General features: G+C 73.6%; 13 protein-coding genes. 5 read left to right on the forward strand and 8 right to left on the reverse strand.

Annotated elements, in window-relative coordinates; translation table 11 throughout:
- Positions 1-456: 456 nt before the first annotated feature.
- From DZF91_RS01390 to DZF91_RS01400, 3 genes are all read left to right on the forward strand, one after another.
- Positions 457-933, forward strand: a complete 477-nt coding sequence (locus DZF91_RS01390; RefSeq protein WP_199486337.1) for an RrF2 family transcriptional regulator — start codon at positions 457-459, stop codon at positions 931-933.
- A 73-nt stretch (positions 934-1,006) separates the two neighbouring features.
- Positions 1,007-1,465 (forward strand): carboxymuconolactone decarboxylase family protein, encoded by a 459-nt coding sequence (locus DZF91_RS01395; RefSeq protein WP_117355702.1) that lies wholly within the window; start codon positions 1,007-1,009, stop codon positions 1,463-1,465.
- 274 nt (positions 1,466-1,739) lie between these two features.
- On the forward strand, positions 1,740-2,282 hold the full coding sequence (locus DZF91_RS01400) for a hemerythrin domain-containing protein (protein ID WP_117355703.1): 543 nt from the start codon (positions 1,740-1,742) through the stop codon (positions 2,280-2,282).
- A gap of 366 nt (positions 2,283-2,648) precedes the next feature.
- Here DZF91_RS01400 and DZF91_RS01405 read toward each other — a convergent pair whose 3' ends face one another.
- Together DZF91_RS01405 and DZF91_RS01410 are read right to left on the reverse strand one after the other, a co-directional pair.
- Positions 2,649-3,416 (reverse strand): MgtC/SapB family protein, encoded by a 768-nt coding sequence (locus tag DZF91_RS01405; RefSeq protein WP_117355704.1) that lies wholly within the window; start codon positions 3,414-3,416, stop codon positions 2,649-2,651.
- A gap of 229 nt (positions 3,417-3,645) precedes the next feature.
- Positions 3,646-3,837 carry a hypothetical protein gene (locus DZF91_RS01410; RefSeq protein WP_117355705.1) on the reverse strand — a complete coding sequence of 64 codons (192 nt, stop codon included), beginning with the start codon at positions 3,835-3,837 and terminating at the stop codon, positions 3,646-3,648.
- 124 nt (positions 3,838-3,961) lie between these two features.
- On the opposite strand from DZF91_RS01410, the gene DZF91_RS01415 reads away from it, so the two are divergent.
- A complete protein-coding gene (locus tag DZF91_RS01415; RefSeq protein ID WP_117355706.1) occupies positions 3,962-6,043 on the forward strand; it encodes a catalase in 2,082 nt (693 codons plus the stop codon).
- 137 nt (positions 6,044-6,180) lie between these two features.
- Here the strand turns inward: DZF91_RS01415 and DZF91_RS01420 are convergent, their stop codons facing one another.
- A complete protein-coding gene (locus DZF91_RS01420; RefSeq protein ID WP_199486335.1) occupies positions 6,181-7,047 on the reverse strand; it encodes a polysaccharide deacetylase family protein in 867 nt (288 codons plus the stop codon).
- Positions 7,048-7,231: 184 nt separating this feature from the next.
- Positions 7,232-8,248 (reverse strand): nitronate monooxygenase, encoded by a 1,017-nt coding sequence (locus DZF91_RS01425; protein ID WP_117355707.1) that lies wholly within the window; start codon positions 8,246-8,248, stop codon positions 7,232-7,234.
- A gap of 101 nt (positions 8,249-8,349) precedes the next feature.
- Here DZF91_RS01425 and DZF91_RS01430 point away from each other — a divergent pair, with 101 nt between their 5' ends.
- Positions 8,350-9,258: an NAD(P)-dependent oxidoreductase gene (locus DZF91_RS01430; protein WP_117355708.1), complete on the forward strand. Its 909-nt coding sequence runs from the start codon at positions 8,350-8,352 to the stop codon at positions 9,256-9,258.
- 44 nt (positions 9,259-9,302) lie between these two features.
- Here DZF91_RS01430 and DZF91_RS01435 read toward each other — a convergent pair whose 3' ends face one another.
- The 4 genes from DZF91_RS01435 to DZF91_RS01450 form a co-directional block, all read right to left on the reverse strand.
- Positions 9,303-9,758, reverse strand: coding sequence for a DUF4334 domain-containing protein (locus DZF91_RS01435; protein WP_117355709.1), 456 nt, complete (start codon positions 9,756-9,758; stop codon positions 9,303-9,305).
- 136 nt (positions 9,759-9,894) lie between these two features.
- Positions 9,895-11,028, reverse strand: a complete 1,134-nt coding sequence (locus DZF91_RS01440; protein ID WP_117355710.1) for an NAD(P)-dependent alcohol dehydrogenase — start codon at positions 11,026-11,028, stop codon at positions 9,895-9,897.
- Between the two features lie 7 nt (positions 11,029-11,035).
- Complete coding sequence (locus tag DZF91_RS01445; RefSeq protein WP_117355711.1) at positions 11,036-12,286, reverse strand: cytochrome P450; 1,251 nt, start codon at positions 12,284-12,286, stop codon at positions 11,036-11,038.
- 77 nt (positions 12,287-12,363) lie between these two features.
- Positions 12,364-13,128: a crotonase/enoyl-CoA hydratase family protein gene (locus tag DZF91_RS01450; RefSeq protein ID WP_117355712.1), complete on the reverse strand. Its 765-nt coding sequence runs from the start codon at positions 13,126-13,128 to the stop codon at positions 12,364-12,366.
- Position 13,129: the final 1 nt, after the last annotated feature.

The raw sequence follows: 13,129 nt of genomic DNA on the forward strand, positions 1-13,129 counted from the left end.
CGGCCGCCGGCGGGGGAACGGCGGCCGACCGGGGGTGAGGGGGCCGGGTCGGCCGGACTCACCGGCCGGCGGGAGCTCACGGGCCCGCCACGGCGGCCCCCTCGGTCATGGCGGTACCGAGGGGACCGCACCGTCGCGGTCGGCTCCGGACGCGCCGCGCCCTTGGCGGGGTGACGCGTCGCGTCCTTGGCGGGGTGGAGCACACCCGACGGCGGGGTGGGAGCCCCGGTCTCTCTGAAGCCTGAGGGTTCCGTCCGGACCAGGACAATGGGTACGGGACGGGCGTAGGGCAATCCCTATGCTCCGCCGGTCGTCCGCGCCCCGCCGACGAGCGTCCGCCGGACCGCCCAGGAGACTCGAAACCGGCCTGCAACGGAACAGAACAGACCGGAACGGACACGGGTCGGCCGAGCGTTGCGCGGGGGAACCTGGATATGTAGCATCCTGATTGTGCGGATGAACGAGGGCGTCGAGTGGGCGGTGCACGTCTGCCTCCTGCTCGACTGGCTGGGGACGGGCGAGCCGGTCTCGACGACGCGGCTCGCGGCGGGCTACGACCTTCCGCCGCCGTACCTGAACAAGCAGCTCCAGGCGCTCGCGCGCGCCGGGATCCTCGCGTCCACGCCGGGCGCGCGCGGCGGGTTCCGGCTCGTCCGGCCGCTGGAGAAGATCACCCTGATGGACGTGGTGACCGCGATCGAGGGCCCGGACGAGGCGTTCCAGTGCGCCGAGATCCGCCGCCGGGGCCTGGGCGAGAACCAGCCCGAGAGCGCCTTCACGCGGCCCTGCACCGTCCGGACGGCCATGCGCACCGCCGAGTTCGCCTGGCGGCGCGCGCTGGCCGCGCAGACCCTCGCCGACATCCGGGAGCGGACCGACCGCACCTCGCCGACGCTCGGCGAGCGCATCCGCGACTGGTACGAACTCAACTGATCATGACCGGCCACCCGGCCCGCCCTTCGCGGACATGAATCTGGATGCGAAGCATCCAGGAAAGGAACGCGCGATGGAACAGCGCCTCCCCAACCTCCGGACCACCGCCGCCGACGCCTACAAGGCGATGCTCGCGCTGGAGGGCGCGCTCGGCCGCAGCGGCGTCCCGGCGGTCACGCTCGACCTGGTCCGGCTGCGCGTCAGCCAGATCAACGGCTGCTCGTTCTGCGTGGACATGCACGCCGCCGACCTGAAGAAGCGGGGCGAGAGCGACCGGCGCATCTGGTCGGTGGCCGCCTGGCGAGAATCCACGCGGTTCACCCCCGAGGAGCGCGCCGCGCTCAACCTGGCCGAGTACGCCACCCGCATCGCCGACACCCCCGACGCCGTCCCGGACGCGGTCTGGGACGACGCCGCCGACCACTACTCCGAGGAGGACCTCGCGCACCTCGTCATGGCGATCGCGGCCATCAACGCGTGGAACCGCATCAACGTCACCATCCGCAACACCTCGACGTACGACGCGCACTGACCCCGCCTCCACCCCGCACCCCCGTTTCACCATGGGTGACCGGCCCTTTACCGCGCGGCGGGGGCCGGTCTATGGTGAACCCGAAGGGTCCGCAAGCATGGCACCTCTCGTCGGCCGTCCGCGACGAGGCGTCATGCACGGGCCTTTCGCCATTTCCGGCCACCTCGTCCCGCCCCCGCGCGTGTGGGATATCCGAAACCCCGCGGACGGTTGCCCCGCCACCGCGGGGTACCGGTTCCCGAGTCCGACGGATTCGAGAACCAGGGAGGCCCCCATGGCCGAGCAGGTCGTGGAACTGCTGCTCCGGCAGCACGAGGAGATCCGCCGACTGTTCGCCGAGGTCGAGCGGACGAGCGGCAAGGAGCGCGAGGAGGCGTTCGGCCGGCTGCGCCATCTGCTCGCGGTGCACGAGACGGCCGAGGAGGAGATCGTCCACCCGTTCGCCCGGCGCGAGCTGCGCGACGGCGAGAAGGTCGTGGACGCCCGCCTCAAGGAGGAGAACGAGGCGAAGGGGGTGCTGGAGCGGCTGGAGAAGACGGGCGTGGACGACCCCGAGTTCGACGCCTTGTTCTCCCGCCTCCGCAAGGAGGTCGAGGAGCACGCCCGGCACGAGGAGTCCGACGAGTTCCCCCACCTCGCCGCCGCCGCGTCCGCCGAGCAGCTGCGCGGCATGGCGACGGCGGTCCGGGCCGCCGAGGCGGTCGCCCCCACCCATCCCCACCAGGGCGTCGAGTCCGCGACGAAGAACATGGTGCTCGGCCCGATGGCGGCCGTGGCGGACCGGGCCCGCGACGCGATCAGGAAGGCCCGCGGCTGACACCCCCGCGCCCTCCCGGCCCACACATCGATGCGGCCCCCGGTCATCCGGCCGGGGGCCGACTCGGGTCCGGGTAGGCGACCGGCCGGATCGGTCCCGGGCGCGGAGCCGAGTCGGTCACGGGCGCGGAGCCGGATCGGTCACGGGCGCGGAGCCGAGTCGGTCACGGGCGCGGAGCCGAGTCGGTCACGGGCGCGGAGCCGAGTCGGTCACGGGCGCGGAGCCGAGTCGGTCACGGGCGCGGAGCCGAGTCGGTCACGGGCGCGGAGCCGGGTCGATCCCGGCGCGGAGCCGGGTCGATCCCGGCGCGGAGCCGGGTCGGTCACGGCGCGGGGCCGGGTCGGTCACGGCGACGCGCGGCGCGGGTCAGTCGCGGTCGTCGTGGTGGCCGCCCGCCGAGACGGCGAGGACGTCCGTCAGCTCCGAGAGCGCCGCGGTGAGTTCGTGGACGTCGCCCGAGCCGTCCAGCATGAGGGTGACGGCGGCCGTGCGGTGGTGCTCGTGCTCGTGCTCGTCCCGGCCGCGCCGCTCGTCGCGCCCGACGTCGGTCTCGTCGTCGTCCAGGTACTCGCGGTCCACGGCGGCCTCCTCGACGGCGAAGCCGCGCCCGGTGCACTCCATGAGGACGCGCCGCAGGACGCCGCGCCCGTCCCGGTAGACCAGGCGCACCCGGACGCGTCCGGGATGCCGGGCGAAGCGCTGCAGCGGCAGCCAGCGGACCACCGCGTTCAGTCCGAGGACCACCACGTAGTGCCCGACGGTGACGGCGACCGCGAGCAGCCACAGGCCGCCGCCCGCCGCCATGCCGACGGCGGCGGTCACCCAGACGACGGCGGCCGTGGTGAGACCGCGCACCGCGTCCCGCCGGACGAAGATCAGCCCGCCGCCGATGAAGCCGATGCCGGAGACGATCTGCGCCGCCACCCGGGACGGGTCGAGCGACACGTGCGGTCCCGGCGTGTCCTGGAATCCGTACTTGCTGACCAGCATGAACAGCGCCGCGCCGACCCCGACGAGGGTGTGCGTGCGCAGGCCCGCGCTCTTGTTGCGCAGGCCCCTTTCGAGTCCGATCGCCGCCGACAGCACCAGCGCCAGCAGCAGCTCACCGAGCTGAACCCATCCCTGACCCTGCATCCAGCCCCTCCCGCCAATGGGGACAATCTCCCCTTCTCGGCGGACGGAAAACGCGGGCCCGCCCGGAGGCGGACCCGCGCGGCAAGCCCGGCAGGACGGGTATCACGGTGCAGAGGGTGCAGGGTGTGGCGCCCGCCCCGCCGGGAGATCGACCGGCGCTCGCGGCCGGAGCCCGGCCGGGACACGACCGGGACTCGCGGCCGGAGCCCGGCGGGTACTCGGCCGCGGCTCAGTCGGGATGCGGCGGCTGCTGGTCCGGCGGCACACCGCCGCCCTTGCCGCCGCCCTTGTTCCCGCGGTCGGTGCCGTGCGCGTGCCCCGGCGACCGGCTCTTCTTCGGATCGGTCGCCTCGGGAGCGGGCTGCTCGGTCGTCGCCGTCCGCTCCGAACGGCGGACTTGGGGACTCTGTGGGTTCGGCATGACCAATCTCCTCCCCGATATCGGATCTCCAGGTCCCCTACCCGGACTCTGCTGAGCCATTCAGGAGGGTCAGCGCAGCTGAAGTGGGGAGGTGGGGAAGAGAGAGGCTCACGAAGGAGGCGAGATGTCCATCGACAGGCAGTCGCGGCGGGAAGCCGACAAGCACCGTGACCTGGACGCGGCGCGGGTGGCCCCGGACGACGCGAACCTCACCACCGACCAGGGGATCGAGGTGGACGACACCGACAACTCCCTGACGGTGGGCGAACGGGGCCCGACACTGCTCGAGGACTTCCACTTCCGCGAGAAGATCACCCACTTCGACCACGAGCGGATCCCGGAGCGCGTCGTCCACGCGCGCGGGGCCGGGGCGTACGGGCGGTTCCGGCCCTACGACGGCTGGCTGGCGGAGTACACGGTGGCGCGGTTCCTGTGCGACCCGTCGGTGGAGACCGACGTGTTCGTCCGGTTCTCGACGGTGGCGGGGTCGCGCGGCTCGGCGGACACCGTCCGGGACGTCCGGGGGTTCGCGACCAAGTTCTACACCGAGCAGGGCAACTTCGACCTGGTCGGCAACAACATGCCGGTCTTCTTCATCCAGGACGGGATCAAGTTCCCCGACTTCGTCCACGCAGTGAAGCCGGAGCCGCACAACGAGATCCCGCAGGCGCAGTCGGCGCACGACACGCTGTGGGACTTCGTCCAGCTCCAGCCCGAGACGATGCACATGATGATGTGGCTGATGTCGGACCGGGCGATCCCGCGCAGCTTCGCGATGATGGAGGGGTTCGGCGTCCACACGTTCCGGCTGGTCAACGCGGCCGGACGCAGCACGTTCGTGAAGTTCCACTGGAAGCCGGTGCTCGGCATCCACTCGCTGGACTGGGACGAGACGCAGAAGATCGCGGGCAAGGACCCCGACTTCAACCGGCGCGACCTGTGGGACAACATCGAGGCCGGCAACTTCCCCGAGTACGAGCTGGGCGTCCAGCTCGTGCCGGAGGACGAGGCCGACCGGTTCGACTTCGACCTGCTCGACCCGACCAAGATCATTCCGGAGGAGGAGGTCCCGGTCCGCCCGGTCGGCAGGATGGTGCTCGACCGGAACCCGGAGAACTTCTTCGCCGAGACCGAGCAGGTCGCCTTCCACATCGGCAACGTCGTGCCGGGCATCGACTTCAGCGACGACCCGCTGCTCCAGGCCCGGCTGTTCTCCTACCTCGACACGCAGCTCATCCGGCTCGGCGGCCCGAACTTCACGCAGCTTCCGGTGAACCGGCCGGCGGTGCCCGTCCGCAACCACCACCGCGACGGCTACCACCAGACCGCGATCCACCAGGGCCGCGCCGCCTACCACAAGAACACGCTGTCGGGCGGCTGCCCGGCGATCGCGACCGAGGGCGCGTTCACGCACTTCCCCGAGCGGGTCGAGGGCCGCAAGATCCGCAAGCGCGCGGAGAGCTTCGCCGACCACTACGGCCAGGCGACGCTGTTCTGGAACAGCATGTCCGACTGGGAGAAGGGGCACATCGTCTCGGCCTTCCGGTTCGAGCTGGGCAAGGTCGAGCACAAGGAGATCCGCAAGGGCGTCGTCGAACACCTCAACCACGTGGACCACGACCTGGCCGTCCAGGTCGCCAAGGGCGTCGGCGTCCAGGCGCCCGAGTCGCCCGCCACGCCCAACCACGGCCGGTCCTCGCCCGCGCTCAGCCAGGCCAACACCAAGTTCGGCTCGGTGAAGGGACGCAAGATCGCGGTCCTCGCCGCGGACGGCGTGGACTCCAGCGCGGTCGCGGCCCTCGGCGAGGGGCTGACCGGCGAGGGCGCCATCGTGGAGATCCTGGCGGCGCACGACGGCGTGCTGCAGTCCGCCAACGGCGGCCGGATCGAGGTGACGCGGCAGCTCAAGACCGTCGCGTCCGTCGTGTACGACGCGGTCGTCGTGCCGGGCGGCCCGGAGAACGCGCGGACGCTCAGCATGGACGGCGACGCGGTGCACTTCGTCGCCGAGGCGTTCAAGCACTGCAAGGCGGTCGCCGCGCACGCCGAGGGCCGCGCGGTGCTGGAGCGCGCCGGGATCGCCTTCGACCGCGACGACCCGGCGCTGGTCGTCGCCGACGACGCGGCCGGGCTGGTCTCGGGCGTCCGCGAGGCCGTCGGCGCGCACCGCAACTGGGCGCGCGAGACCGACCACATCCCCGCCTGACGCCCGTCCCTCCCTCTCGTCCGACGCCTCTCCGTCCGCCCGGCCCGGTGTCCCACCGGGCCGGGCGGTCACGAACGCTCGGGCGAGGCACCGCGGGCACGTTCACACGGCGGAACGCCCGGAGGCGGAGGCGCGGGTCAGGCGGGAGGCCGGACGTAGTCCTCCAGGCGGGCGACGGCGAAGCCCTGCTTGTGGATCTTCTTGAGCATGGCCGCGAACATCTGGGTCATGGTGGAGCCCTTGAGCTCCTTCGGGCCGCGGAAGTGGGCGAGGACGATGTCGCCCGGATGCAGCTTCTTCGCCGGGTCGTCGTACTGCATGTCGTGGATCTGCATGGACTCGTGCCACAGCGCGATGCCGTGGATGCCGCACGCCGCCGCGGCCTCCTGGGTGGCCAGGTTGTACGCGCCGTACGGCGGCCGGAACAGGAACGGCTTGGTCGCGTACTGCCGTTCCAGGATCGACTGGTCCCCGCAGATCTGCCGCTTCTGGCCCTCCGGCCCGAGGCTGCGCATGACCGGGTGGTTCAGCGTGTGGTTCTGGATGTGGTTGCCGAGCGCCTGCAGCGGCTTGAAGTACCCGTAGTTCGTGCGGACCGCGTCGTCCATGAGGAACATGGAGAACGGGACGCGCAGCTCACGGGCCATCTCGACGAACTTCGGGTCCTTCTCGGCGCCGTCGTCGATGGTGATGAAGACGATCTTCTCCTTGGTCGGGACGGCGCTGAAGACCTTCGCCGGTCCCTTCCGGGAGAGTTTGATCGGCTTGTCTGCGGGCGGCGCGGGCGCCGGGCGCATCGGTGTGAGCCCCCATTTCGCCCAGGCCGCCGGATCGACCCGCGTCCCGTCGGCGCCACCGCCCCGTTCCGGCCCGTGCGCCCCGCCGCCGTCCCCCGACGAGCCGGACGCCCCGGCCACCTTGCAACCGCCCAGTCCTGCCAGCAGAGCCGCGCAGCCCACGCCCGCGGCGAGCCGCCCGAAGGCAGCGGAAACACCGGTCCCCACCCGGCAACCTCCCCGTTAGATCCCCGATGGGCACAACCTAGCGGCGCTTCACTGGGTTTGTCCCCCTCCGCACGCCTCTGGCCCCGCCCGCCTCCGAACCTTCGACCGGCACGGCCGACGAGTCGCGGCCCGGCCCGGCGGACCGGGACGGGACGGCGCGGCGGACGAGGCGGCGTGAGGTGCGTCAGCGCGGGGTGAGGCGGTCGACGATCTCGGCGGCGGGGCTCTCGGTGGCGCTGCGGAACGCCGTACCCGCCCAGAGGTTGACGGTGTCCGCGTCGCCGCGCTCGGCCGCGGCGCGGCGCAGCGGCGCGGTGACGTAGTGCACGTCGGGGTAGGCGGCGGGGGCCGCGTCCGAGTGCTCGGCGAGGAAGCGGTTGACCAGGCCGCGCGCGGGACGTCCGCTGAACGCCCTGGTCACGGCCGTCTCGGTGAACCGCGGATCGGCGAGGGCGGCCTTGGCGACGTCCGTCGCCCCGCTCTCCGGGCAGCGCAGGAACAGCGTCCCGACCTGGACGGCGACCGCGCCGAGCTCCAGCAGCCCGGCGACGTCCCGGGCCGTGGCGACGCCGCCGGCGGCGACCAGCGGGAGGCCGGTGATCGCGCGGACGGCGGGCAGCAGCTCGCGCAGCGGCAGCGCGCCCTCGGTGGTGTTGGTGAACGACCCCCGGTGCGCGCCCGCCTCGGCGCCCTGGACGCAGAGCGCGTCCGGGCCGGACCCGACGGCCCGCCGCGCCTCGTCCGGCGTCGTCACGGTCACGACGGTGGTGACGCCCGCCTGCCGGAACGCGCCGACGACGTCCCGTCCCGGGTCGCCGAAGGTGAAGCTGACCAGTTCCGGCGGGTCGGCGAGCAGGTCGGCGACCTTGGCGTCGTAGTCGTCGTCGCGGGCCTTCGGGGTGCCGGGCTCGACGCCCAGCCGGGACGCCTCGGCGGCGAGCCGGTCCCGGTAGGCGGCCACGGCGGCGTCGTCGACCTCGTCGCGGGACGGCAGGAACAGGTTCACGCCGAGCGGGCCGTCCGTCAGCGCCCGCGTGGCCTCGATGTCGGCGCGCATCTGCCCGGCCGTCTTGTACCCGGCCGGGAGGAAGCCCAGGCCACCGGCCTCGACGACGGCCGCGACGAGTTCCGGACGGCCCGCGCCGCCCGCCATCGGCGCCAGCACGACCGGACGCCGTCCGGCCCAGATCGCTCCGCCCATACCGACCTCCCGACCTCACGCGGGACCCCGACCGGCGGAAACGTCCCGTCTCTCGGCAAGATAACCGTCGGACCGGGTGACGCGATCAGGAGGGGGCGGCGGTGCGGATCGTGCTGCACTACGACCGGGAGTTCGAGCGGGCGGGCTGGGACGTGGTGAGCTGCTCGGAGCAGGACGAGGCGCGGTTCGCCGAACTGCTCCCGGACGCCGAGGTCATCTGGCACGTGCTGCGTCCGCTGACGGCCGCCGACTTCGACCGCGCGCCGCGGCTCCGGCTCGTCCAGAAGCTCGGGACGGGCGTCAACACGATCGACCTGGACGCGGCGGCGGAGCGCGGCATCGCCGTCGCGAACATGCCCGGCCGCAACGCGCAGGCCGTCGCCGAGACCGCCCTGCTGCTCATGCTCGCGGCGCTCCGCCGGGTCGTCGCGTTCGACGCGCACACCCGCGCGGGCCGCGGCTGGCCCGCCGACCCGGCGCTGACCGGCGGCGAGATCGCCGGGCGGACCGTCGGGCTGCTCGGCGGCGGCGAGATCGCGACGCTGCTGCGCCGGATGCTCACCGCGATCGGCGCGACCGTCCTGTACACCTCGCGGACGCCGCGCCCGGACGACCCGGCCTGGCGTCCGCTGGACGACCTGCTGCGCGCCAGCGACATCGTGTCCGTGCACGTTCCGCTGACCGCCGAGACGCACCACCTGCTGGACCGCGACCGGCTCGCGCTGCTCCGGCCCGGCGCGGTCGTGGTGAACACGGCCCGGGGCGCGGTCATCGACGAGCGCGCCCTCGTGGCCGCGCTCGACTCCGGCCACCTCGCCGGGGCGGGCCTGGACGTCTTCGAGCAGGAGCCCGTGGACGCCGCGAACCCGCTGCTCGGGCGCGCCGACGTGGTGGTGATGCCGCACGTCGCGTGGCTCACGCACGAGACGTGGGACCGCTACTTCGAGGTCGCGATGGAGAACGTCCGCCGCCTGGAGGCGGGCGGCGAACTCCTCCACCGCGTCCGGTAGCGGGTCCGGGCAGCGCGGTCGGGGCAGCGCGTCCGGCCGGACGGTCAGGGCTCCTCGGGCTCGCGGGTGAGGTGGAAGTAGAGCACCGACGCCTCGCCCTTGGCGTCCATCGCGCCCATGAGGACGTCGTCGGCGACCAGGCGGAAGTGGTCGATGATGGGCCGCCCGTCGTAGACCATCGCGGCGGACGGGACGCCCTCGTAGACGACCTCGCGCAGCCGCGCCGAGCCCATCCCGTCGTAGGTGTAGAGGCCGCCGTCGTCGGTGCGGCAGACCAGCGGGTCGACGTCCTCCGGGTCGGTGAACCGCTTGCCGTACCAGCGCAGCCGGGCGAGCAGGCGGGCCATCCGGTCCTCCGGGTCGAACACCCCGCCGCGCCACAGGCCGGTGAGGCGGGCGGGGGCGACGGGCGGCAGCTCCCGGAAGAGGGCGGCGAGTTCGCCCGGTCGGGGGAGGTCGTGGCCGAGAACGAGGGCGAGGGCGCGGTCTTCGGTGCTCATGTCCACCTCGGGGGTTCGACGGACGTCACGGAGCGGGAAGTGCGGGGGGCGGGGCAGGGCGGGGACGGACGGGCGGAGCTCGCGGGGCTTGCGGGGTTTGCGGGGTTTGCGGGGGCTTGGAGGGACGGCCCGCCGCCTACGGCAGCAGGACGGGCTTGACGGTCGTGCCGGACATCGTGTCCGCCTCGGCGCGGGCGATGTCGGCGAGCGGGTAGGTCCGGATCAGGCGGTCGAAGGGCAGCAGGCCGCGCCGCCACAGATCGATCATCCGCGGGACGAACGTCTGCGGAACGGCGTCGCCCTCGATGATGCCCCGAACCGTCCGGCCCATCAGCATGTGGGTGGGATCGAGGCGGTATTCCTGCCCGCCCACGCCGACGAGACCGCAGACGCCGGTGGTGCGCAGCGCGGCGACGGCGGTCGCGACGACGGACGGTCGCGCGGTCGTGTCGAGCGCGTAGTGGAAGCCGTCCGGAACCAGGGCCCGGAGCCGTGCGGGGAGGTCGGGGTCGGCGCCGTCCAGGGCGTGCGCCGCGCCGAGGTCGAGGGCCAGTTCGCGGCGCGAGGCGTGCAGGTCGACGGCCACGACCGGGTCCGCGCCGACGAGCCGCGCGGCCATCACGGCGGACAGCCCGACCGCGCCCGCGCCGAACACCGCGATGGACTCCCCGGGACGGACCGGGAACGCCAGCAGCACCGAGCCCGCGCCCGTCTGGATCCCGCAGCCGAGCGGCCCCAGCAGCTCGATCGGGAGGTCCGGATCGACCTTCACCGCGTTCCGGACGGTCGCGAGCGCGTGCGTCGCGAACGACGACTGCCCGAACCACCGGTTGTGGACGGGCGATCCGGCCTGGTCGAAAGCGCGCGGACGGCCGTCCGGAACCACGGCGGCCATGTTGAGGAGGGCCATCCGGGCGCAGTAGGCGGGCCGTCCGTCGCGGCAGTTCCCGCACAGCCCGCAGGAGTCGTACGACAGGACCACGTGGTCGCCGACGGCGAGCCCGCCGCCCTCCCCCGGACCGACCGCCTCCACGACCCCGGCCCCCTCGTGCCCGAGCACCACCGGCTTCGGCACCCGATCCCCTCCACCGTCGCGGCCGTGCGCACCACCGTCGCGGCCGGGGGCGCGGCCGAGCAGGTCGGTGTGGCACATGCCGGCGCCCGCGATCCGGACGAGCACCTCGCCCGGCCCCGGATCGGCCAGTTCCAGCGGTTCCAGCAGGTACGGCGCGTCGCGGGCGCGCAGCACCGCCGCCGTCGCGGCGACCATGACCGGGTCAGCCCTCCAGGGTGTAGCGGATCGGGAGGCGCTTGAGGCCGCCGACGAACGTGGTGGCGATGCCGGTGGGCTCGCCGTCCGGCTCGACCGACCGCAGGCGCGGCAGCAGCTCCTCGAAGAACGCGCGGACCTCGATCCGGGCGAGCGCCGCGCCGAGGCAGTAGTGCACGCCGAACCCGAACGCCAGGTGCTTGTTGGGGTCGCGGCCGACGTCGAACCGGAACGGGTCGGCGAAGACGTCCTCGTCCCGGTTCGCGCTCGGGTAGGCCAGCAGCAGCGAGTCGCCCCGGCGGATCGTCACGCCGCGCAGCTCGTGGTCGGCCGCCGCCGTCCGCATGAACGCCTTCACCGGGGTGACCCAGCGGATCATCTCGTCCACCGCGAGCGGCATCAGCGACAGGTCGGCGCGCAGCCGGTCGAGCTGGTCGGGGTGGGTGACCAGGGCGTGCAACCCGCCCGCGATCGTGGACGAGGTGGTGTCGTGCCCCGCCGTCGCGATGATCACGTAGTAGGACCCGGTGTCGGTGTCGCTCAGCGGCTCGCCGTCCACGCGCGCGTTCGCGATCGCCGAGGCGAGGTCGTCGGTGGGGTGCGCGCGGCGCGCGGCGGTGAGCTCCTGGAAGTAGGCGAAGAAGTCGAGCACCACGGCGAGCTTCTCCTCGGGCGTCGTGCCGCGCTGCATCTCCTCGTCGTCGCCGCCGAACAGCTCCTGGGTGAGCCGCAGCATCCGGTCGAAGTCCGACTCGGGCAGGCCGAGCAGCGACAGGATCACGTACAGCGGGAAGTGGACCGCGACCTCCTGGACGAAGTCGCAGCGTCCGCCGAGGTCGGCGAGCCGGTCCACGTACCGGCGGGCGAGCTCGCGCACGCGCGGTTCGAGGGCGCGCATCGCCTTCGGCCGGAACCAGTCCGCGCCGATCGCGCGGATCACCCGGTGGTCGGGGTCGTCCATGTGGACGAGCGTGCGCATCGCGGCGCCCTGGGCGATGCGGGCGTTGTTCATCCGGTCGAACTCGGCGGTGCCGAGCACGGGGCGCGGCGCGTTCCGGAACAGGTCGTGGCGGCGCTCGACCTCCAGCACGTCGGCGTGCCGGGTGACCGCCCAGAACGGGTTGTAGCCGTCCTGCTCGACCAGGTGGACGGGCGACTCGCGGCGCAGCACCGCGAGCGCCTCGTGCAGGCGCGCCTCGTCGGCGTACGCGGCCGGGGTCGCGAGGGCCCTGCCGGCCTCGTCTACCGTGGGTGTCATCTCGCTCCTCGGGGGGAAGGCCCGGCGCGGAACCGCGGGAGCCGGGCCCCGCCGTCCGTGCGATGTCGATCTTGATGCTAGATGTCGGAGAAGCTCCCGTGCCGCCCGTGTCCGGCGGCGAACCGCGCGGCACCCGCGAGCGCCCCCTCCAGGGACCCGGTGCCGTGCCGGTACTCGACGGCGACCGCCTCGTGCTCGGGCCGGCCCTCGCCCTCCAGCAGCGCCAGCCGGTCGCCGCGCAGGGCCGCCTGCGGCAGGCAGGCCAGCGCGGAGGCCAGCTCCTCGGCCGCCGCCCGCGACGTCCCGGACGGGACGAGCCGGTTCGCGAGCCCGATGTCGAACGCCTCCCGCGCGTCCACCGGGCGGCCGGTCAGGATCATGTCCATCGCGCGGGACGTCCCGACCAGCCGGGGCAGCCGGAACGTCCCGCCGTCGATCAGCGGCACGCCCCACCGGCGGCAGTACACGCCGAACACGGCGTCCTCCTCGACGACCCGCAGGTCGCACCAGAGCGCCAGCTCCAGGCCGCCCGCGACGGCGTGCCCGGCGACGGCGGCGATGACCGGCTTGCTCAGCGTCATGCGGGTCGGGCCCATCGGGCCGTCGCCGTCCGGCGCGACGCGGTTCGCGCGGCCCTCGACCATCCCCCTGAGGTCGGCGCCCGCGCAGAACGTCCCGCCCTCGCCCCACAGGACGGCCACGGACGCCTCGTCGTCGGCGTCGAACGCCCGGAACGCCGCGGCCAGCTCGGCGGCCGTGGGGCCGTCCACCGCATTGCGGACCTCGGGCCGGGACAGCACCACGGTCGTGACGGGCCCGTCACGCTCCACCCGGACACTCATG

This window comes from Actinomadura logoneensis, from assembly GCF_003428695.1.
Taxonomy (GTDB): domain Bacteria; phylum Actinomycetota; class Actinomycetes; order Streptosporangiales; family Streptosporangiaceae; genus Spirillospora; species Spirillospora logoneensis.

What these genes read in the sequence shown, in the direction of transcription:
- DZF91_RS01445 (WP_117355711.1), bottom strand. Translation starts at nt 12,286, where the DNA reads ATGACACCCACGGTAGACGAGGCCGGCAGGGCCCTCGCGACCCCGGCC.
- DZF91_RS01435 (WP_117355709.1), bottom strand. Translation starts at nt 9,758, where the DNA reads ATGAGCACCGAAGACCGCGCCCTCGCCCTCGTTCTCGGCCACGACCTC.
- DZF91_RS01405 (WP_117355704.1), bottom strand. Translation starts at nt 3,416, where the DNA reads ATGCAGGGTCAGGGATGGGTTCAGCTCGGTGAGCTGCTGCTGGCGCTG.
- DZF91_RS01440 (WP_117355710.1), bottom strand. Translation starts at nt 11,028, where the DNA reads ATGGTCGCCGCGACGGCGGCGGTGCTGCGCGCCCGCGACGCGCCGTAC.
- DZF91_RS01400 (WP_117355703.1), top strand. Translation starts at nt 1,740, where the DNA reads ATGGCCGAGCAGGTCGTGGAACTGCTGCTCCGGCAGCACGAGGAGATC.
- DZF91_RS01410 (WP_117355705.1), bottom strand. Translation starts at nt 3,837, where the DNA reads ATGCCGAACCCACAGAGTCCCCAAGTCCGCCGTTCGGAGCGGACGGCG.
- DZF91_RS01450 (WP_117355712.1), bottom strand. Translation starts at nt 13,128, where the DNA reads ATGAGTGTCCGGGTGGAGCGTGACGGGCCCGTCACGACCGTGGTGCTG.
- DZF91_RS01415 (WP_117355706.1), top strand. Translation starts at nt 3,962, where the DNA reads ATGTCCATCGACAGGCAGTCGCGGCGGGAAGCCGACAAGCACCGTGAC.
- DZF91_RS01425 (WP_117355707.1), bottom strand. Translation starts at nt 8,248, where the DNA reads ATGGGCGGAGCGATCTGGGCCGGACGGCGTCCGGTCGTGCTGGCGCCG.
- DZF91_RS01395 (WP_117355702.1), top strand. Translation starts at nt 1,007, where the DNA reads ATGGAACAGCGCCTCCCCAACCTCCGGACCACCGCCGCCGACGCCTAC.
- DZF91_RS01390 (WP_199486337.1), top strand. Translation starts at nt 457, where the DNA reads ATGAACGAGGGCGTCGAGTGGGCGGTGCACGTCTGCCTCCTGCTCGAC.